Source organism: Halomonas sp. (assembly GCF_033549285.1).
Lineage (GTDB): Bacteria > Pseudomonadota > Gammaproteobacteria > Pseudomonadales > Halomonadaceae > Halomonas.
The window spans coordinates 1-18273 of the sequence record NZ_JAWSUJ010000087.1; the positions used below are offsets into that span (position 1 = coordinate 1).

Consider the following 18273-nt stretch of genomic DNA (forward strand, 5'->3'; position numbering starts at 1 on the left):
CTCGTATCGGTTTTTAAGTTCCGCTGTAATTTTCGTGTTTCCGGCAACGGGGGCTGTCCGCTTCGGGTCGAAAGCTGTCATTTAACTTCTTCATCATAGAATGCCAACTTGCCAGCAAGCTTCTCCATCCCGCCCATAGGCTGTTGATAACTCCACGCCACATCTTCACGTTCACCAAACGAGAAGTACGAGGCATCACCCTTGAACGGGCAGTGGGTCACGGTGTCGGAGGGCGTCAGCAGGTCCATGCGCACATCGTCGCGGGGAAGGTACTGCCGCGGCGGGTAGCCGCGTTCGCGCAGTTCGATGGCGCGGGTGGTGTCGGCGAGCAGGGTGCCGTCAATGACGACCCGCATCCGGTTTGAATGCGGGTGCAGCGTGATGCGTGCCGCGGGGGCATCAGTCATGGTAGTTCCCTGTATGTTTTTTCTAATATGCCAAGCAGGGTAGCAGCCAGCCTCTCTGCCGCCGATGGCCAATCGCTTACATCGAAGGTCTCGGTGGAGGTTGTGCGGGCGTACCACGGCCTTGCGAGGCCCCCCGGCCGGTATGCCACCCTGAAGGCACTGCCCCCTCGGCCCGAGGACAGGCTATCTTCAAGGTTCCATGAACCGGAAAACGGAAAGGAGTGCCCCATGAGCAACAGGGAAGCCTACGAACAGAAGCTGCGCGCCAAGCTCGATGAGCTGCAGGCCGAGGTGGACAAGCTGAAGGCCCGCGCGCGGAGCGCCGAGGCCGATGCACGCATCGACCGGGAGGAGGAGATCGATCGGCTCGAGGCGCGGCGCGATGAGATGCGCAAGAAGCTCGAGGAGTTGCGCCATTCCAGCGATGACGCCTGGGACGACATCCGGGCCGGCGCGGAGCGCGCCTGGGACTCGCTGAGCGAAGCGATCAAGTCCGCCCGCAATCGCTTCAAGTGACCGAGCCCGCGCCGCGATGCCCACGCCCCCTTCCCCTGGCACCCGGGCAGATACGTTCGGCGCGGCCCGGCTGACGGAGCTGGGCGGCCGCGACGTCCTCTTCGTGATGGCGGCCGAGGTCGAGTACGGCCCGCATCTCGAGGCACGCTTCGCCCCCTTCATGACCGGCGTCGGCCCCGTCGAGGCGGCCGTCGAGCTCACGGCGGCACTTTCCACCCTCGCCCGGCACCAGCGCCTGCCGCACCTGGTGGTGTCGCTGGGATCGGCCGGCAGCCGGGTTCTCGAACAGACCGAGGTCTACCAGGCGACCTCCGTCACCTATCGCGACATGGACGCCTCCCCGCTGGGCTTCCCCCGAGGCGCCACGCCCTTTCTCGACCTGCCGGCGACCGTCCCGCTGCCCCTGCGCATTCCCGGCATCCGGGAAGCGTCGCTCTCGACCGGCGCCAATGTCGTCTCGGGCTCGGCCTATGACGCCATCGCCGCCGACATGGTGGACATGGAGAGCTATGCCTGCCTGCGCGCCTGCATGCGCTTCGCGATGCCGCTCGTCGTGCTGCGTGGCATCTCGGACGGCAGGACGGAACTGCGCCACATCGACGACTGGAGACAGACGCTCCATGTCATCGACGAGAAGCTGGCCGCCGCCGTCGACCGCCTCGGCGAGGCCATCGCCGCAGGCCAGGTGACGCCCTGAGGCGTCGGGCCGTGGCAGGCCGGTGGAAAGCGTTCGGCGCGACGGCTGGCGGTGGCCTTGCCCGGCCTCGGCGAAGGTGCCATCGTCACCCCTCCCTTCCCTGGCTGACGACAAGGAGCGAGCACCGTGTACATCGCCATGAACCGTTTCCGGGTCAATCCCGAGAGAACACAGGAGTTCGAGCAGATCTGGCTGGAGCGGGAAACGCACCTGCAGGGCCTGCCCGGCTTCGTCGAGTTCCACATGCTGCGCGGCCCCGAGAAGGAGGACCACGTGCTCTACGCCTCCCACACGATCTGGCGCTCCCGCGAGGACTTCGAGGCCTGGACGCACTCCGAGGCCTTCCGCAAGGCTCACGCCAATGCCGGCCAGAGCAAGCGCGAGGGGCTCTACCTGGGCCCGCCGAGTTTCGAGGGCTTCGAGGTCATCCAGACAATCAGCGACGCGGACAACGCCTGAACCCACCGAGGCCTCCATGAGAAAGATCCTGCTCGTCGACAACGGCTCCCTGCGCCCCCAGGCCACGCTCAACCTGCGCCGCCTGGCCCGGGCCTTGAGCCGGACCACCGGCCACGAGGTCGAGGCCGCTTCCCTGCTGCACTCCTACAAGATCCCCCCGGATGAGCTGGAGGGCCAGAAGGCCGTCTCGCTGGGGCCGCTGGCCGAGCAGCTGGCGGCACAGGGCATGACCGAGCTGGTGATCCTGCCCTTCTTCTTCGGCCCCAGCCAGGCGTTGACCCGCTACCTGCCGGAGCGGCTGGCCGAGGTACAGGCCCGTTACCCCAAGCTCGGCATCAAGGTGGCGCTGCCGCTGGTCGACACCCTGGCGCCGCTGGACCTGCGCCTGGCGCAGCTGCTGGCCGACAACGTGCGCGAGCGGATGAATGGCCTCTCGCAGCCGAAGGTGGTGCTGGTCGACCACGGCAGCCCGATTCCCGAGGTCACGGCGGTGCGCAACTACCTGGCCGGCCAGCTCAGCGTGCTGCTCAGCGACGAGGCCAGTTGCGTCACCTTCGCCTCCATGGAGCGCCGCGAGGGCGAGGCCTACCGCTTCAACGAGCCGCTGCTGGTCGACCTGCTGGCCTCGCCGGCCATGGCCGAGAGCGAGGTGATACTCGCCATGCTGTTCCTCTCGCCGGGGCGCCACGCCGGTGAGGGCGGCGACATCGCGGAGATCTGCGAGCGGGCGATGGCGAACTCGCCCGGCCTGCGCGTCACCACCACGCGCCTGGCGGGAGAGCACCATGGCATCCTGGAGGTGCTCACGACCCGCCTCTCCGAGGGCCTGGTCGGCTCGCCGCTGCTGCTCTCGCTGCCGGCGAGTGCGTGACCCGGCCGCGGGGTTCGCGCCGCCGGGCGGGATCTCGGTGGTGCATCCGGAACACTGCAATCCAGCCACCAGCAGCGCCTATAGTGGCTCCTGAACGGGGCACTTGGTCGCGCCGTGCTCCACCGCCATTGCCGTGAGAATTCGCCATGTCACGCCTCCCTCCCCTGATCGCCCTCTCCTATTTCGAGGTCGCCGCGCGAACCAGGAGTTTCGCCGCGGCCGCCAAGGAGCTCAACGTCACGCCGGCGGCAATCAGCCACCAGATCAAGTCGCTCGAGGAGTATCTCGGCGTCGACCTGTTCGTCCGCCACCACCGGCGGGTCAGCTTGACCCCGGCCGCGCGGGTGGCCCTGCCGGAGCTGCATGAGGGGTTTGATGCCCTGGGGCGTGCGGTGGACAAGATCCGCGCCTATGGCGAGGAGCGCCTGATCGTCACCGTGTGCGCCGAGCCCTTGTTCGCCACCAAGTGGATCGTGCCTCGCTTGCATCGCTTCTACGCCCGTTGCCCGGACGCCGAAGTGCGGCTGCAGGCGAGCCTGCATACGGTGGATCGCCACCGTGACAGCGACTTCGGCGTGGCCGATCTCAAGCGCGCGGGCATCGACGTTTCCGTGCGACTCGGCTACGGCAACTACGCGGACCTGGCGCCCCAGCGGCTGATGAGCCTGGACCTGGTGCCGATCTGCGCCCCGGAACTGGCTGCCACCGTGGAGGGCGTCGACGCGCTGCGCGGACTGCCGCTGCTGTGCGACAGCACCCTCACCCGCCTCAACGAGCCCTACGGCTGGAAGGAGTGGTTCAGGCAGCAGGGATGTGACAGCGGAACGCTACGGGAGCTGCGATTCGGCAACGGGCTGCTGGCGCTGGAGGCGGCCATCGCCGGCCAGGGCGTGCTGCTCGGCAGCCGGGAGCTCCACCAGGCGGAGCTGAGTGCCGGAAAGCTGGTGGTGCTGGCCGATTCTCCCCTGAACTCCGACCAGGCGTACTACGTGGTGAGTGCGGGCGAAGGCCTGGAGCGACCCATCGCCGGGCAGTTTCGCGAATGGTTGCTGGAGGAAGCCGATATGCCCTCATCGGCCCTGGCCGGTGACGCCGCTCAGGTCTAGGTCAGGGTAGTCGGGCGCGATGAACAGCCGCCCCTCGATGCCTTCTGCGCTGGCCGCACGACGGATGCCCGGCCGCTCGGCCAGCGCCTCCAGCATGCCGACGAGTCTCGGCAAGCGTTCCCAGGGAAGCGCACGACAGGGGTCATCGACGGGATAGAGCTGCATCCAGCGCACCAGACAGCCCAGGTAAGGATCGAGCACGCTGGGCCCTTCCTCGAGCAGCCAGGGCTCCCGGCCCTGTTCGCAGAGCGATTCCAGCTGCGTGAGATGTGCCACCATGCGGGGCCGGAGTGCAGCGCGCAGCCGCTGGGCGTCCTCCGCGCGAGGCGCATAGCGTGGCGTGTAGAAGCAGAGTCGAAGCTCGGCGTGGAGGGTGTTGGAGAGAAAGAAGAGCCAGGCCAGCAGGCGGCCACGGCCTGCCGGCTCTGCAAGGCGTGCGGCGTGGCAGCGTTCGGCAAGGTGCAGCAGGATGGCGCCGGTCTCGAAGAGCGCCGTTCCATGGCGCTCATCCACCAGTACCGGCAACAGGCCCTGGGGATTGAGCCGACGGAAGGCCGGGTCATCCAGTCCACCCGCGGCCCGGTCGACCCGCACCTCTCGATAGGGGATGCCTTCGCTCTCGAGCACCATGCGCACGACCAGGTTGGCGCTGTCCGGCGACGCGTAGAGACGGTAGTCAGGCACCGTCCCGGTGTCGGTATCGACATCCATCACGCTAGAGCGACAAGGCTTCCGGGGATTCGGGGTTGAGCGCCTTCGGGTCGTCGCGCCCCGGGTACCAGGGCACGCGGCCCTCGAGCACCCCCGTCTCCTCGATGATCTCCGCCACACTGTGCTCCTGGCGGTAGGCCATGATGTGCGCGCCGCTGACGCCCGGAATCTCGCGGATCTCGTTAAGCAGGTCCATGCAAAGCCGCTTGCCCTCCTCCTTCTGGTTCTTGGCCCCCTCGAGCCGAGCGATCACCGCGTCCGGGATATGCACCCCGGGCACGTTCTCGCGGATCCAGCGGGCGCTGCGTGCCGACGCCAGGGGCCCGATCCCGGGCAGGATGAAGACGCGGTCGGGGCCTTCCAGCAGGCCGAGGTCGTTCACCTTGAGCATGAAGTCGCGCAACCGCTCGATATCGAAGCAGTATTGGGTCTGGATGAACTGGGCACCGGCCGCCACCTTCTTGGCCAGGCGAAGCGGCCGCCAGTCCAGCGGCGGCACGAAGGGATTCTCGGCCGCACCGAGGAAGATCCGTGGGGGCGTCTCGATGCGCCGCCCGCTCTCGAAGCGTTGCTCGTCGCGCATGTTGCGGGCGACCTGCAGCAGCGAGATGGAGTCGAGGTCGAAGACCGGCTTGGCCTGGGGATGGTCGCCGGCCTGCACACCGTCACCAGTCAGACACAGCAGGTTGCAGGCGCCCATGGCCGCGCCACCGAGGATCTCGCCCTGCATGGCGATGCGGTTACGGTCACGGCACGAGATCTGCAGGATGGTGGCATAGCCGACCCGGGTCAGCAGCGAGCAGACGCTGACGCTGGACATATGGCAGTTGGCGCCGGAGCCATCCGTGGCGTTGATGGCATCGACATAGCCATCGAAGATGGCCGCCCGCTTGAGCACCTCGGCCGGGTCGGCAGAGTCCGGCGGGTCGATCTCGCTGGTGATGGCAAACTTGCCCGCCCGCAGCACCCGCTCCAATCGCCCGGGGGAGACATGGCCGGGCAGGATCGGCAGGGAGTAGCCCGGAACGGGCTCGTCATCGAACTTCATCTTTTTGTCTCTCTGTTGGCGGCTGAAGAGGAGCTGGCGTCCTGCTGGCGAACCACGCGAAGCCAGGACGAGCTGCCCGTGAGGCGATGGTCCACCGGCAACTGGACCGCGTGGATGAGATCGCCCTGTTTCATCTGACGACTTCCTTCCCAGGCATCGACCCAGACACACACCATCTCGGGCTTCACCTCGCAATGCCCATCGGCACGCACTCCGCCACAGGGGCCGTTGCGCAGTGTCTTGGGGCAGTTCATGGGACAGGACATGCCGGTGGCAGAGAGAATGCACTGACCGCACATCAGGCAATCGAAGAGCGCCCCCTTGGCGGCCTTTTCCACCACGCTCACCGGCGCCTCGACACGCTCGTGACCCAGTCGCCTCCACACGGGGGCGAGCTTGACCAGCACCGGCTCGAAGCCTCGGTAGATCATCTCGAAGACTCTCGCATGGCGAACCACCCAGCGACGCACCCTGTACATGATATGTTCCCTCTCTCGTCGAGGAGCCGTGTCGTCGTTCCGCCAGCGCCGCTGCTTCCAGGCCTCATCCTCGCCCAGTTCAGGCTGACGGGCCGGTCTCGAGCTGCTTGCGCAACTGGAACTTCTGGATCTTCCCCGTGGGGGTGGTCGGCAAGGGTCCGAAGATCACCTTCTTGGGCGCCTTGAAGCGGCTGATATTGTCCCTGCAGAAGCGGATCAGCGCGTCTTCGCTGAGCTCGCTACCGGGGCGCAACTGGACGAAGGCCGCGGGGACTTCGCCCCACTTGGCATCCGCCATCGCCACGACCGCCGCGAGTTCGACCTCTTCATGTCGCTGGAGGATCTCCTCCACTTCCATCGAGGAGATGTTCTCCCCGCCCGAGATGATCACGTCCTTCAGTCGGTCGCGAATCTTGATGTAGCCATCCGATTCCACCACACCCAGGTCACCGGAGTGAAACCAGCCGCCGGCAAAGGCTTCGCTGGTCGCGGCCTCGTTGCGCAGATACCCCTTCATGACGATATTGCCCCGGAACATGATCTCGCCCACCGTCTCGCCGTCGGCGGGGACGGGCTCCAGCGTGGCCGGGTCGAGTACCGCGATGCCCTCCTGCAGGGGATAGGTGACCCCCTGGCGTCCATTCAGCCGGACCCGCTCCTCCAGGGGGCGCTGGTCCCAGCCATCCTGCTTGGCGCACACCGAGGCGGGACCATAGGTCTCGGTGAGCCCGTAGACGTGGGTGAGCTCGACACCGAGCTTCTCCATCCGCTCCAGCACCGACGCCGGCGGTGCCGCACCGGCGATCAGCCCCGACACCTTGTGGTCGATCGCTTGCTGCTCGGCACCGGCAGCATCGGCGATCATCGAGTGGACGATGGGCGCACCGCAGTAGTGGCTGACCCGATGCTGCCTGATCAGGCGCAGGATCTCCTGCGGGTCGACCCGGCGCAGGCAGACGCTGGTTCCGCCGATCGCCGCCAGCGTCCAAGGGAAGCACCAACCGTTGCAGTGAAACATCGGCAGCGTCCACAGGTAGACCACGCGGGACGGCAGGGTCCAGGAGAGCACGTTGCTCACCGCATTCAGGTAGGCGCCCCTATGGTGGGTGACGACTCCCTTGGGGTTGCCGGTGGTACCGGAGGTGTACCCCAGCGCGATCGCATCCCACTCGTCGGCCGGCAGCTGCCAGTCGTCCCGCGCCGGCTGCTCGGCCAGCAGCGCCTCGTACTCCAGGTCGCCGATCAGACGCTCTTCGCCCTGGCTCGGGTCGGAGACGTTGATCACCCTGGGCGCCGGCCCTTCCAGGCGGGCCAGGGCCTTCTCGACCACGTCCACGTACTCGGGGTCCACCAGCAGCAGGCGCGAGCGGCTATGTTCGAGGATGAAGGCCACCGCCTCCGGGTCCAGGCGAATGTTGATCGCGTTCAACACCGCGCCCACCATGGGAACCCCGAAATGGGCTTCGTACATGGCCGGGACGTTCGGCAACATGACGGCCACCGTATCACCCCTCTCGATGCCGAACTGTTTCAACAGGGAGGCCAGTCGACAACAGCGGTCATAGGTCTGCTGCCAGCTGTAACGCGTCTCGTGGTAGATCAGCGCCGTCCTGTCGGGATAAACGGCAGCAGCCCGCTTGATGAAGCTCAAGGGGGACAGCGGTACTTGATTTGCCGCCGTTTTCTCGAGGGCATCATTGAACTGGCAGACATCACTCATGGTGTAACCCCTGTTATTGTAAGGGAGGGTTCATGGCCCGGCGTTTCAACCGGCACGGCGGCACTAACGGCCTGGCTGCTCCCAGACGGGTTTACGCTTGGCGAGAAAGGCATCGATCCCCTCGCCGGCGTCAGGGCTCAACATGTTCTCGGCCATCACATCGCCGGCGAAGTCGTAGGCATCCTCCAGGGCCATCTGACGCTGGTGGTGGAACATGGACTTTCCAAAGCGCACCGCCGCAGGGCTCTTGCTCAGGATCTGAGCCACCTTGTCGGCCACGGCCGCGTCCAGGTCGGCATCGTCGGTGACGCCACTCAACAGCCCCCACTCCAGTGCCGTCTCCGCATCGATGAAGTGGCCTGATACCAGCATGTCGAACGCCCGCTTTGGGGGAATGTTGCGTGACAGCGCCACGGCGGGTGTCGAACAGAACAGGCCCACGTTGATGCCCGATACCGCGAAGCTGGCCGATCGGGCGGCGATGGCCAGGTCACAGCTGGCCACCAGCTGGCACCCCGCCGCCGTGGCCATGCCCTGGACGTTGGCGATGACCGGCACCGGCAGCGCGACGATGCTCTGCATCACTCGGCTGCAGCGACGAAACAGCGCCTGATAATAGGATTGGTCAGGGTTGGCACGCATCTCCCGCAGGTCGTGACCGGCGCAAAACCCACGTCCCTTGGCACCGATTACCACACAGCGAACGGCAGGGTCGACGGCGATCGCGTCCAGCTCCCGCTGCAACTCGGCAAGCATCGCCTCGGAAAGGGTGTTGAACTTGTCCGGCCGATTCAAGGTGAGGGTGACAGCCCCGTCCTTATCCTCTCTGAGCAGGATACTTTCCGAAGTTTGGCTGTTATTCATGAATGACTCCCGACAGGAATGGCTGACTAGCTATGATTGATCGACACCTCGGCGGTGATCGAGTTACGGATGAAACAGTTACGATGGGCGCCGGCGTGAATCCTGGATATCGCGTCCTGATTCGGCATGTTATCGCCGCCAAAGGTGATGCGCGGTGACAGCACGATACGCGTCACCTCCATCCCTTTCCTGTCGTTGCGTTCCAGATGACCAACGGGATCGTCGTGATAGGATTCGACCTGATACCCCTGGAACTCGGCGATCGCCAGAAAGAACAGCATATGACAGCTGGACACCGCGCTGACCAGCATCTGTTCCGGGTCGGCGCAGCTTGCATCGCCCTTGAACTCAGCCGATGCGGAAACATTGAGCTGCTGGCCGCCATTCAATATGACCTGATGGTTGCGCGAGTACGTACTGGCATCGGCCTCGTGGAGGTTTCGCTGCCAACGGATGGCGGACTCGTGGACTGACATGGACAGGCTTCCTTTCTGCGAATCTCTGCGAATCGTATGCGATCCAGGAAATTCCCGGAAAGCGACGATTTCTAAGCAGTTGGATTAGCCTGGCTAACGTGAGGCCTTGCAACCCCTGACGAGGGGCCCCGGGTGCGCCATCATTCCTCACCAAGGGCGGACCCGGCCCTCCAGCCCACCACCCATGGATTAGCAAAAATAACCCAAACACTGAGAATCTATCGCTTTACCGCTTGAAAGGCCCCGGATAGCCTTCCCTGGGCTGACGACTTTCAATCCCTTCCTCTTGAAAAATTCAACTACCACTTCACCAGCCTTTTATCATTCAGCCAGTTGCTAACCCCTCAACCACCAAGTTACGCCTTGAACAACAAGACACCCGCTACGATGAGGCGCCAGATGAGCGAACCTGCCATGAAGACCATGAATGTTGAATACGCCATCATCGGCGCCGGCACCGCCGGGCTGGGCGCCTACTCGAGGATCAGCCGCAAGACCGACAGCCTGGTGATGATCCAGGACGGCCCCTACGGCACCACCTGTGCACGAGTCGGCTGCATGCCCAGCAAGCTGATGATCACCGCTGCCGATTACGCGCACCACTTGAACTCCAGCGAGTTTTTCGGGGTGACGGCGACGGGTCGCGTGGATGGACGCAAGGTCTTCGAACGGTTGCGCCGGGAGCGAGATAATCGCTTTGTCGCCAACAACCTCCGCTACGTCGACAAGATTCCGGCCCACCACAAGCTTGAGGGACGCGCCCGCTTTATCGGGCCTGGCCGCCTCAGGGTGGATGAATCGGTCGAGGTCACTGCGAAGAAGTTCATCCTCGCCTGCGGCTCCCGGCCGGCGGTCAGCGAGGTGTTCGAGCCGGTGATGGCCCGTGTGCTCACCAGCGACACGGTCTTCGAACTGGAGGACCTGCCCCGCTCGATCGCCGTGATCGGTACGGGCGTGATTGCCCTGGAACTGGGGCAGGCACTCCATCGGCTGGGCGTCGAGACGACCATCTACGGCCGCTCCGGAAGGATCAACGCCCTCACTCATCCGGACCTGCAGCAGCAAGCGCTCGACCTCTTCAGCACCGAGCTGGATATCTACCCCGTCGGCCAGGTGGTGAGCACCCGGGAAGACGCCGAAGGTGCCTGGATCGAGTTTGAGCAACCGAACGGAGAGCGGGTCACCAGGGTGTTCGACAGGGTACTGGTGGCCACGGGGAGGATCCCCAACGTGGACCGTCTGGGTATGGAGCATACGGGCGTGGAAGTCACCGAGGCGGGCGCGGTGACATTCGACCCGCAGACGATGCGCTGCTCGGACCTTCCTATCTTTATCGCCGGCGACGTGACCGACCACCTGCCGTTGTGGCACGAGGCATTCGATGAGGGGCGTATCGCCGCCGATAATGCCTTGAACTACCCGAACCCGGTGCCTGCACAGCGCAGGCCGCCGTTGATGGTGGCCTTCACCGACCCCCAGATCGCCACGATCGGCCAGAGCTTCCGGCAGCTCGAGGGGCGGGAGATCGTCATTGGCGACCTGCCGTTTACCAGTCCTCGCCATGTGGTCTGGAACAAGGTCCAGGGGCGTATCCAGGTCTACCTGGACGCGAAAACCGGCGTGATACTGGGCGCCGAGCTTCTCGGGTACAAGGCGGAACACCTGGCACACCTGCTTGCCCTGGCCATCACGCACGGCATGACGGCAGAGCAGGTCCTGTCGATGCCGGTCTACCACCCCAGCGCCGAAGAGCTGCTGCGTGACGTCTTGATCAACGCTCGGGACAAGTGCAGGCGCTACGCCGCCGAAAGCATGAGCCATTGACCCGACTCATTCATGGTGGCGTGGAATACGCAGCATCTCGATCAGTCCATGTGTCTAGCATAACGAGGCCAACTTCATCGCAACGATCTAGACTGTGCACTCAGGCCCCCATGAAACGACGACGCCCCCGCCTGCGTGAATCAAACAGAGGCTGAGAAGACATGAGGAAAGTGACTCTTGATGCGGCCGACTTGCGCATCCTGTCCGCCGTGCAGCAGCACGGGCAGCTCAGCAAGACAAGGCTGTCAGAGCTGGTCAACCTTTCTCCGACGCCCTGCTGGATTCGTTTCAACCGATTGAAGGAAGCTGGCCTGATACGTGGATATCATGCGGACATCTCGCTGGACAGGATCGTGGATGTCTCCAAGGTCATCGTGACCGTTTCGCTGAAGGGGCATCAAAAATCGGCTTTCGAGCGCTTCGAGGCCTATATCCGCCAGGTGGACGAGATCGTCGAATGCATAGCGACGGGTGGCGGCATGGATTATGTCCTGAAAGTCGTCGCGCCCAGCCTTTCCGCCTTTCAGCAGGTAATGGAAAGGCTTCTTTCAGAGGAACTGGGAATCGAGCGCTACATGACCTACATCGCAACCCGGGACATCAAGTCGACTCACCCCAGACTTTCCTGCCTGATGGCTGAATCAGAAGATTGAACCGGAAGCGCAGGCGTTCGGCAACAGGCTCCGATATCCGTTCGGCACTCCTCCCCTACGGGGACCGACCTCCGGGAGATCAACGATTCCGTGGTCCGAGCGGTCGCCGAGACACTGCGTGATCGATCGGAGAAATGAGCCGGTGACCGATAACCGGCTCATTTGTACCCGGGCTCCTGCTCAGGAGCCCGGATACTCCGGGGCCGCCCAGGGCAATCGCAGTTAACCGAAGCGAGAGGCGCCGGGGACAGGTCGGAGGGGAGGTCCTATGCCAGGGATGGCATCGGTAGCGCCCAGGGAGGGGTTCACAGCGCCTCCCAGAAGACCTGTCGCCGGAACAGCCTCGAGCGTTACTTCCATCTGCGATAGCCCTGCGGGGCCGCCGTCATGAGTTGACGGCGGGCTTTTCAGCTCCGTCCGCATTTTCATCCTCATCCACAACGGGCTCCAGTGGCTCGCCCTCCTCGTTCTGTAGCTGGTGATCGTATGCCGCCTGGAGGCCGGTGTCCTCCTCGTCCTCCTCGGCCTGGGCGATGTGGCCCGGGTAGAAGGGCGACAGGATCGCCACCAGGATGCCGAGCGCGGCGAACATGGCAAAGGCATCGGCGTAGCCGAAGGAGTCCACCAGCCCGCCGACGACAGGCGAGCCGGACGCCTGCCCCAGCGATACCGCCATGAAGGGCAGTACCGGCCCAACCGACAATCGGCCCGGCAACAGGCGGATGCCGGTCATGAGGTAGAGCCCCGTCAGGCTCATGTAGGCCAGGCCGAAGACCAGCGCCGAAAAGACCGTCAGCAATGGCTGACCGGGGCTGGCTGCCAGCAGTGCCAGGCTCGCGGCCAGCATCATCAGCATCAAGGCCTGCGTGATGGGTGGGTTGTTGCGATCGGCCAGGTCGGCCACCACGGCCCCGCCGAGGCCGGCGATGCCCACCGAGAGCCATAGCCATCCGGTGGCGCCGGACGGCAGGCCGCCGAGGGTGACCACCAGGTCAGGCGCGAAGATCCAGTACGCGGATGAGATGAAGCCCATCAGGAAGGCGAACAGCGAGAGCCTGACAAGGCGTGACCAGGGCAGTTCACTGATCGGGGGCGGCGGCGCGGCGTTCCCCGGCGTGATACGCGACACCGAGGGCAGCAAGAGCCAGGCGGCAATGACGCCGATACCGGCCAGGATGGCGAAGGAGAGGTACGCCAAGCGCCAGGCACCGGCCAGGAACAGCACCGTCGGTACGGCCACGATCACGCCGATGCTGGTCCCCGCGTTCATGACCGAGCTGACGCGCCCGTGCATCGAGCGTTTCACCACCGCCTGCATGGCGGCCGTGAGCGCCGGCATCATCAGGCCCGTGCAGATGCCGCAAGCGAACACCCCCATGCCCAGCATCAGAGCGTCGGTGGCCTGGCTGATCAGCGCCAGGCCGCCGACGCCGAACATACCGGAGAGCATCGCCGTGTAGCGGGCCCCGAGGTGATCGGTGATGAACGGCGCGATCGCCGTGGCCAGCAGGAAACTGATGAGCGGCAGCGCGCCGATGATCCCGATCACGTACGGCGTGAGTTCCAGTTCATCCCGGATAGGGGGCACGAAAAGCCCGAAGGCGAAGCGTGCGAGCCCGTAACTGATCGCGATCAGCGCTGCGCCAAAGATCGCGAACCCCGTGCTCGATAGCGTCTTCATGGTGCCTCCACGAGACATGCATCGACGCTTACGGCCCATGCCGGTGCCAGACGTCCCCCATGCCGCGGGATGCTTCTCCGCTGATGCTCGATATCACGCTTTCTCTTGATCACCATGCATCCCCCACATCCTCGACTCATGGAATAAACGCCGCCCCCTGGCGCAGCAGGCAAGGGGCGAGAGGTCCAGCGCAGCCCCTCCTCGGCTCTGCAACGAAGGTGAAGCAAGGCCCGGGATACCGCCAGCTGCCCCAGCCCCAACGGTATCAGACGCCCCCCTGCCTTGACTTCGGCATGAGCCAACGACGGATCTCCCGACGGCTGGAGCAGGGGATCAATCCCACGCCCAGCGACAAAGGGGCCTTGTTCCGACAAGCCGGACCAAATGGCCTGCCCTGCGTACAAAACTGGTCTGTTCAGTTCTGATTCGTCGTGATTTTAGGCCGCTTCACAGCGTCATGTGAGCCTATAGTGAGCTGTGCTGAATCAGCCAGTTCGCGCTGCCCTTGAATTCCACATCACGAAAGGTAACTACAATGACAAATCTTACGTCAGCCAACATAGAAAAAGAAGATGACTTCGGGTTCGGGACACAGATCCGAAAGTCGCCCTACTTTGACGCAACGGTCCGCTGGGGGGCAAAGGGCTTTTCCGTATACAACCACATGTATATCCCGCGTGACTTCGGGGATCCGGAACAGAATTTCTGGAACCTCGTGAACGAGGCGATCCTTTGCGATGTTGCCGGCGAGCGGCAGGTAGAAATCACGGGGCCCGATGCGGCGAAATTCGTGCAGAGCCTGACCCCGCGTGATCTCTCGGAAATGGCCGTTGGTCAGTGCAAGTACATCCTCATCACCAATGCGGACGGTGGCATTCTGAACGACCCGATCCTGCTAAGGCTGGCAGAGAATCACTTCTGGATCTCTCTGGCTGACAGCGACATCCTCCTGTGGGCACAAGGTGTTGCGGTTCATGCCGGGCTCGATGTCAGCATCCGCGAACCCGATGTCTCGCCTCTGCAATTACAGGGCCCGAACTCGGGCGAGGTGATGAAGAAACTCTTTGGCGAGAGCATCATGGACCTGCGCTACTACTGGTTGCGCGAGATCGAGCTTGATGGCATCCCGCTGATTGTCTCGCGTACCGGTTGGTCGAGCGAACTGGGCTATGAGCTTTATCTGCGTGACGGCACGCGAGGGGATGAACTCTGGGAAAAGATCATGGCGGCAGGTGCACCCTTCGGATTGAAGCCTGGTCATACCTCCACGATTCGCCGCATCGAAGGTGGGATGCTCTCCTATCACGCTGACGCGGACAGCAACACCAATCCTTACGAACTCGGGATGGATCGTCTGGTGAACCCGGACATGGAGGCGGAGTTTATCGGCAAGGCCGCATTGCAGCGCATCCGTGACCATGGCGTGAGTCGCAAGCAGGTCGGGCTGCGTATCGATATGGCGCCCCTCAAGAGACCCAACACCAGGTACTGGCCACTCAGCAAGGATGGCGAGACCGTCGGAAAGGTGACGTCTGCAGTCTATTCCCCGCGCCTTGAGCAGAACATTGCGCTGGCCATGGTGGCCGCTGAACATGCCGCGATCGGGACTGAACTGGAAATTCAAACCGCATCCGGACCCGTGAAGGCCGTTGTGGTCGAAAAGCCCTTCTTCGATCCCAAGAAGAAGATCGCCACATCCGCTTGAAAAAACCGGCCTGGCGGTTGACTTGAAAAGACCCTGCATCCGTGAGTGCCATGGCACCTTGTAATACCAACCTCTTCGCCAGGAAAGTATTTACCTGGCAAGGCGAGAAGTTTCTTGTTGGTTGTAATGGGTCAAGAAGGCGTCTCACGGATCCAGGGATCCATGATCAGTTCCACAGTGGCGTTGCCGTGAAAGGAGAGACACATGTATTCCATTCGTCTTTGGGCCGTGCGGCACGCAAGATTCCTTGAGGGTGTATACCGAATATTCGAACCGGTAGTCGTCAAGTTGCAGCCGCTCTGGAATTCGGTTGGCTACCAGCGCGCAGAAAAGCCGGTGAGCAAGCTGGAAAAGATCAGCAAGGGATTACTGTTCGACTGCAAGATGTGTGGTCAGTGCATCCTCAGCTCTACCGGAATGTCCTGCCCCATGAACTGCCCTAAGTCCTTGCGCAACGGTCCTTGTGGCGGGGTGCGCGCCAACGGCAACTGTGAGGTCAATCCGGAGATGCGATGTGTCTGGGTCGAAGCCTGGGATGGAAGCCGGAAGATGAAAGGCGGTGACAAGATACAGGTGGTGCAACTGCCAGTTGATCATCGTCAGAAGGGAAGCTCGTCCTGGCTGCGTGTCGCACGTAACGCGTCGAACCTGGCAGAAGACCCTAGCAAGGCTTCGAAGTAAGCTTTTAATGTCATGAACCTTGATCGCAATAATGAACAACCCGCCAGGCAATCGATCCTGATGCCTGAATAAATAATTTCAAAGACATCAAGTTGCTGTCAGCGAATCAACCAACAAACATCAATATATAAAGGTTTTCTGCCATGAGACACTTCACGGACTACTCCAACCAGTACATCCTCACTGTCAGCTGCAGGACTGCGCCTGGAATCGTTGCCGGAATCGCTTCCTATATCACAGAGCGCGGCGGCTATATCGCAGAGCTATCTCAATTCGATGACAAGATCAGCGGTCAGTTCTTCTTACGGACGCTATTCAACATAACCCCGGATTCCCGCCACACCTTCGAAGACATCCGCACTGGATTCAATGCCCTGGCAGACAAGCACGGCATAGCCTGGGCGATGCATGAGGTCAGCCACCCGACCAAAGTCATGATCATGGTATCCAAGTTTGACCACTGCCTGGTCGACCTTCTTTATCGCTATCACAAGGGCGAACTGAACATCGATATCACCGCGGTCGTATCCAACCACCTGGATCTTCAACCGCTTGTCGAGCGTGAAGGCTTTCGCTTTGTTCACCTGCCAGTGACGGCAGAAACCAAACTGGAACAGGAAGCCGAGCTGCTCAACATCATCAACGCGACAGGAACCGAGCTGGTGGTACTGGCGCGTTACATGCAGGTCCTGTCCGATAGCCTATGCAAGCAGCTGCACGGACGGGCCATCAATATCCATCACTCCTTCCTGCCCGGCTTCAAGGGTGCCAAGCCCTATCACCAGGCATTCGAGCGTGGCGTCAAGCTGATCGGTGCTACTGCGCACTATGTGACCGCAGATCTGGATGAAGGCCCGATCATCGAACAGTCCGTGCTCCCCGTCAATCATGCCTACTACCCGGAAGAACTCGTTGCCCTTGGCCGCGATACCGAAACGAAGGCACTGGCAAGCGCCGTCAAGCTGCATACCGAGAGCCGTGTGTTCCTTTCGGGCAACAAGACCGTCATTTTCAAATAGACGCAGGGGGCATGATGACTCATTTAATAGACGGAAAACAGCTCTCGGACCGGCTCTTGCAGGACGTCGCCTCTGAAGTCGCGCTACTCAAGGGCGAACATGACATGGTGCCGACACTGGCTGTCGTGCTTGTGGGGGAGGATCCCGCTAGCCAGGTGTATGTGAGAAACAAGGTGAAGCGGGCGACAGAAGCGGGGATGGGTTCTATCGAGCACCGCCTCGATGCCGAAACCTCCCAGGACACCCTAAATGCGCTGATCGATGATCTGAACAATGATCCCGAGGTGCACGGCATCCTGGTGCAACTGCCGCTTCCGTCACAGCTCGATGAGGATGTGGTGATAGCGTCCATCCACCCGGCCAAGGATGTCGATGGCTTTCACCCACTGAACGTCGGGGCACTGGCTTCCGGGCGGCCATCGCTGGTGCCGTGCACGCCACAAGGCTGCATGATCATGCTGCGCCAGGTCCATCCGGACCTTAGCGGCAAGAATGTCGTGGTGGTGGGGCGCTCCAATATCGTGGGAAAGCCGATGGCAGCTCTGCTCTTGCAGGCAAACTGCACGGTCACCATTGCCCATTCACGAACGAGGAACATCGAAGCACTGTGCCGCGATGCCGATATCGTGGTAGCGGCGGTCGGCCGGGCGGAATTCATCAACGCTGACTGGATCAAGCCGGGAGCAACGGTCATCGATGTCGGTATCAACGCCATTGATGTCGATGGCAAGCGAAAGCTCGTGGGTGACGTGGATTTCGAATCGGTTGCCCGCGTCGCTGGCGCAATCACGCCGGTACCCGGTGGCGTGGGTCCAATGACGATCGCCTGCCTGCTGTTGAACACGACACGTGCCGCAAGGCGTCAGCTTGCCTGACCTTCAGCTCTCCCCCACACACGCCAGAAATGTCCGGCATCGCCCCACAGGCGACGCGACAATAACAACAGAGGACCTCGCATGAACCACAACGACGACCCCACCATGGCCCCGGGCCATGACAACACCCAGATACTGGGGCTGGACTTCCACAACCCCGTCTTTCCCCTCTCCGCCCTGGCGATCATCGCCTTCATCCTCTACGCCCTGATCTACCCCGATGCCGCCAATTCCCAGCTGACGGCCGCGCGGGGCTGGTCCATCGAGCACTTCGACTGGCTGTTCATGATCGTCGGCAACCTCTTCGTGGTGCTGTGCCTGGTGCTGATCGTGCTGCCGCTGGGGCGCATCCGGCTGGGCGGTCAGAACGCCCGGCCGGAGCATTCGCTGGTCTCCTGGTTCAGCATGCTGTTTGCCGCCGGCATGGGCATCGGCCTGATGTTCTGGAGCGTGGCCGAGCCGGTGGCCTACTACACCGACT

Annotated in this window: 20 protein-coding genes; 12 read left to right on the top strand and 8 right to left on the bottom strand. The window is 62.9% G+C overall.

What is annotated here, in order from left to right; translation table 11 throughout:
* Nucleotides 1–77: 77 nt before the first annotated feature.
* Nucleotides 78–407: a DUF427 domain-containing protein gene (locus SCI24_RS16430; protein WP_318726406.1), complete on the bottom strand. Its 330-nt coding sequence runs from the start codon at nt 405–407 to the stop codon at nt 78–80.
* 228 nt (nt 408–635) lie between these two features.
* Here SCI24_RS16430 and SCI24_RS16435 point away from each other — a divergent pair, with 228 nt between their 5' ends.
* The 5 genes from SCI24_RS16435 to SCI24_RS16455 all read left to right on the top strand — a co-directional run bounded on the left by SCI24_RS16435 (nt 636) and on the right by SCI24_RS16455 (nt 4056).
* The gene (locus SCI24_RS16435; RefSeq protein ID WP_318726407.1) at nt 636–923 is read left to right on the top strand and encodes a coiled coil domain-containing protein; all 288 of its coding nucleotides are present in this window, start codon (nt 636–638) and stop codon (nt 921–923) included.
* Nucleotides 924–939: 16 nt separating this feature from the next.
* Nucleotides 940–1620 (top strand): 5'-methylthioadenosine/S-adenosylhomocysteine nucleosidase, encoded by a 681-nt coding sequence (locus tag SCI24_RS16440; RefSeq protein WP_318726408.1) that lies wholly within the window; start codon nt 940–942, stop codon nt 1618–1620.
* A 126-nt stretch (nt 1621–1746) separates the two neighbouring features.
* Nucleotides 1747–2079, top strand: a complete 333-nt coding sequence (locus SCI24_RS16445; RefSeq protein ID WP_318726409.1) for an antibiotic biosynthesis monooxygenase — start codon at nt 1747–1749, stop codon at nt 2077–2079.
* Between the two features lie 16 nt (nt 2080–2095).
* Entirely contained in the window at nt 2096–2950 is an 855-nt protein-coding gene (locus tag SCI24_RS16450; protein WP_318726410.1) for a sirohydrochlorin chelatase, read from the top strand.
* A 146-nt stretch (nt 2951–3096) separates the two neighbouring features.
* Nucleotides 3097–4056 carry a LysR family transcriptional regulator gene (locus SCI24_RS16455; protein WP_318726411.1) on the top strand — a complete coding sequence of 320 codons (960 nt, stop codon included), beginning with the start codon at nt 3097–3099 and terminating at the stop codon, nt 4054–4056.
* Here the strand turns inward: SCI24_RS16455 and SCI24_RS16460 are convergent.
* From SCI24_RS16460 to SCI24_RS16485, 6 genes are all read right to left on the bottom strand, one after another.
* Nucleotides 4021–4740 carry a glutathione S-transferase family protein gene (locus SCI24_RS16460; RefSeq protein ID WP_318726412.1) on the bottom strand — a complete coding sequence of 240 codons (720 nt, stop codon included), beginning with the start codon at nt 4738–4740 and terminating at the stop codon, nt 4021–4023. The two genes, SCI24_RS16455 and SCI24_RS16460, sit on opposite strands and share 36 nt — an antisense overlap.
* A gap of 31 nt (nt 4741–4771) precedes the next feature.
* On the bottom strand, nt 4772–5815 hold the full coding sequence (locus SCI24_RS16465) for a methylenetetrahydrofolate reductase (protein WP_318726413.1): 1044 nt from the start codon (nt 5813–5815) through the stop codon (nt 4772–4774).
* Nucleotides 5812–6294 carry a methylenetetrahydrofolate reductase C-terminal domain-containing protein gene (locus SCI24_RS16470; protein WP_318726414.1) on the bottom strand — a complete coding sequence of 161 codons (483 nt, stop codon included), beginning with the start codon at nt 6292–6294 and terminating at the stop codon, nt 5812–5814. The genes SCI24_RS16465 and SCI24_RS16470 overlap by 4 nt, the downstream gene beginning before the upstream one ends.
* 79 nt (nt 6295–6373) lie before the next feature.
* Nucleotides 6374–8014, bottom strand: a complete 1641-nt coding sequence (locus SCI24_RS16475) for an acyl-CoA synthetase (RefSeq protein WP_318726415.1) — start codon at nt 8012–8014, stop codon at nt 6374–6376.
* 63 nt (nt 8015–8077) lie between these two features.
* The gene (locus SCI24_RS16480; protein WP_318726416.1) at nt 8078–8878 is read right to left on the bottom strand and encodes an enoyl-CoA hydratase; all 801 of its coding nucleotides are present in this window, start codon (nt 8876–8878) and stop codon (nt 8078–8080) included.
* Nucleotides 8879–8904: 26 nt separating this feature from the next.
* The gene (locus SCI24_RS16485; protein WP_318726417.1) at nt 8905–9354 is read right to left on the bottom strand and encodes an OsmC family protein; all 450 of its coding nucleotides are present in this window, start codon (nt 9352–9354) and stop codon (nt 8905–8907) included.
* Between the two features lie 399 nt (nt 9355–9753).
* Between SCI24_RS16485 and SCI24_RS16490 the strand changes: the two genes are divergently transcribed.
* Nucleotides 9754–11178: a dihydrolipoyl dehydrogenase gene (locus tag SCI24_RS16490; RefSeq protein WP_318726418.1), complete on the top strand. Its 1425-nt coding sequence runs from the start codon at nt 9754–9756 to the stop codon at nt 11176–11178.
* 161 nt (nt 11179–11339) lie between these two features.
* A complete protein-coding gene (locus tag SCI24_RS16495) occupies nt 11340–11831 on the top strand; it encodes an Lrp/AsnC family transcriptional regulator (protein ID WP_318726419.1) in 492 nt (163 codons plus the stop codon).
* A gap of 385 nt (nt 11832–12216) precedes the next feature.
* Here SCI24_RS16495 and SCI24_RS16500 read toward each other — a convergent pair whose 3' ends face one another.
* On the bottom strand, nt 12217–13512 hold the full coding sequence (locus SCI24_RS16500; protein ID WP_318726420.1) for a CynX/NimT family MFS transporter: 1296 nt from the start codon (nt 13510–13512) through the stop codon (nt 12217–12219).
* Nucleotides 13513–14047: 535 nt separating this feature from the next.
* Here SCI24_RS16500 and SCI24_RS16505 point away from each other — a divergent pair.
* The 5 genes from SCI24_RS16505 to SCI24_RS16525 form a co-directional block, all read left to right on the top strand.
* Complete coding sequence (locus tag SCI24_RS16505; RefSeq protein ID WP_318726421.1) at nt 14048–15217, top strand: glycine cleavage T C-terminal barrel domain-containing protein; 1170 nt, start codon at nt 14048–14050, stop codon at nt 15215–15217.
* 204 nt (nt 15218–15421) lie between these two features.
* Nucleotides 15422–15898: a methylenetetrahydrofolate reductase C-terminal domain-containing protein gene (locus SCI24_RS16510; RefSeq protein ID WP_318726422.1), complete on the top strand. Its 477-nt coding sequence runs from the start codon at nt 15422–15424 to the stop codon at nt 15896–15898.
* A gap of 143 nt (nt 15899–16041) precedes the next feature.
* Nucleotides 16042–16917 carry a formyltetrahydrofolate deformylase gene (purU, locus tag SCI24_RS16515; protein WP_318726423.1) on the top strand — a complete coding sequence of 292 codons (876 nt, stop codon included), beginning with the start codon at nt 16042–16044 and terminating at the stop codon, nt 16915–16917.
* A 14-nt stretch (nt 16918–16931) separates the two neighbouring features.
* The gene (folD, locus tag SCI24_RS16520; protein WP_318726424.1) at nt 16932–17792 is read left to right on the top strand and encodes a bifunctional methylenetetrahydrofolate dehydrogenase/methenyltetrahydrofolate cyclohydrolase FolD; all 861 of its coding nucleotides are present in this window, start codon (nt 16932–16934) and stop codon (nt 17790–17792) included.
* 81 nt (nt 17793–17873) lie between these two features.
* Nucleotides 17874–18273: BCCT family transporter (locus SCI24_RS16525; protein ID WP_318726425.1), on the top strand; the 400-nt coding region annotated here is incomplete at its 3' end.

What these genes read in the sequence shown, in the direction of transcription:
- SCI24_RS16430 (WP_318726406.1), bottom strand. Translation starts at nt 407, where the DNA reads ATGACTGATGCCCCCGCGGCACGCATCACGCTGCACCCGCATTCAAAC.
- SCI24_RS16435 (WP_318726407.1), top strand. Translation starts at nt 636, where the DNA reads ATGAGCAACAGGGAAGCCTACGAACAGAAGCTGCGCGCCAAGCTCGAT.
- SCI24_RS16440 (WP_318726408.1), top strand. Translation starts at nt 940, where the DNA reads ATGCCCACGCCCCCTTCCCCTGGCACCCGGGCAGATACGTTCGGCGCG.
- SCI24_RS16450 (WP_318726410.1), top strand. Translation starts at nt 2,096, where the DNA reads ATGAGAAAGATCCTGCTCGTCGACAACGGCTCCCTGCGCCCCCAGGCC.
- SCI24_RS16455 (WP_318726411.1), top strand. Translation starts at nt 3,097, where the DNA reads ATGTCACGCCTCCCTCCCCTGATCGCCCTCTCCTATTTCGAGGTCGCC.
- SCI24_RS16465 (WP_318726413.1), bottom strand. Translation starts at nt 5,815, where the DNA reads ATGAAGTTCGATGACGAGCCCGTTCCGGGCTACTCCCTGCCGATCCTG.
- SCI24_RS16470 (WP_318726414.1), bottom strand. Translation starts at nt 6,294, where the DNA reads ATGTACAGGGTGCGTCGCTGGGTGGTTCGCCATGCGAGAGTCTTCGAG.
- SCI24_RS16475 (WP_318726415.1), bottom strand. Translation starts at nt 8,014, where the DNA reads ATGAGTGATGTCTGCCAGTTCAATGATGCCCTCGAGAAAACGGCGGCA.
- SCI24_RS16480 (WP_318726416.1), bottom strand. Translation starts at nt 8,878, where the DNA reads ATGAATAACAGCCAAACTTCGGAAAGTATCCTGCTCAGAGAGGATAAG.
- SCI24_RS16485 (WP_318726417.1), bottom strand. Translation starts at nt 9,354, where the DNA reads ATGTCAGTCCACGAGTCCGCCATCCGTTGGCAGCGAAACCTCCACGAG.
- SCI24_RS16490 (WP_318726418.1), top strand. Translation starts at nt 9,754, where the DNA reads ATGAGCGAACCTGCCATGAAGACCATGAATGTTGAATACGCCATCATC.
- SCI24_RS16495 (WP_318726419.1), top strand. Translation starts at nt 11,340, where the DNA reads ATGAGGAAAGTGACTCTTGATGCGGCCGACTTGCGCATCCTGTCCGCC.
- SCI24_RS16500 (WP_318726420.1), bottom strand. Translation starts at nt 13,512, where the DNA reads ATGAAGACGCTATCGAGCACGGGGTTCGCGATCTTTGGCGCAGCGCTG.
- SCI24_RS16505 (WP_318726421.1), top strand. Translation starts at nt 14,048, where the DNA reads ATGACAAATCTTACGTCAGCCAACATAGAAAAAGAAGATGACTTCGGG.
- SCI24_RS16510 (WP_318726422.1), top strand. Translation starts at nt 15,422, where the DNA reads ATGTATTCCATTCGTCTTTGGGCCGTGCGGCACGCAAGATTCCTTGAG.
- purU (WP_318726423.1), top strand. Translation starts at nt 16,042, where the DNA reads ATGAGACACTTCACGGACTACTCCAACCAGTACATCCTCACTGTCAGC.
- folD (WP_318726424.1), top strand. Translation starts at nt 16,932, where the DNA reads ATGACTCATTTAATAGACGGAAAACAGCTCTCGGACCGGCTCTTGCAG.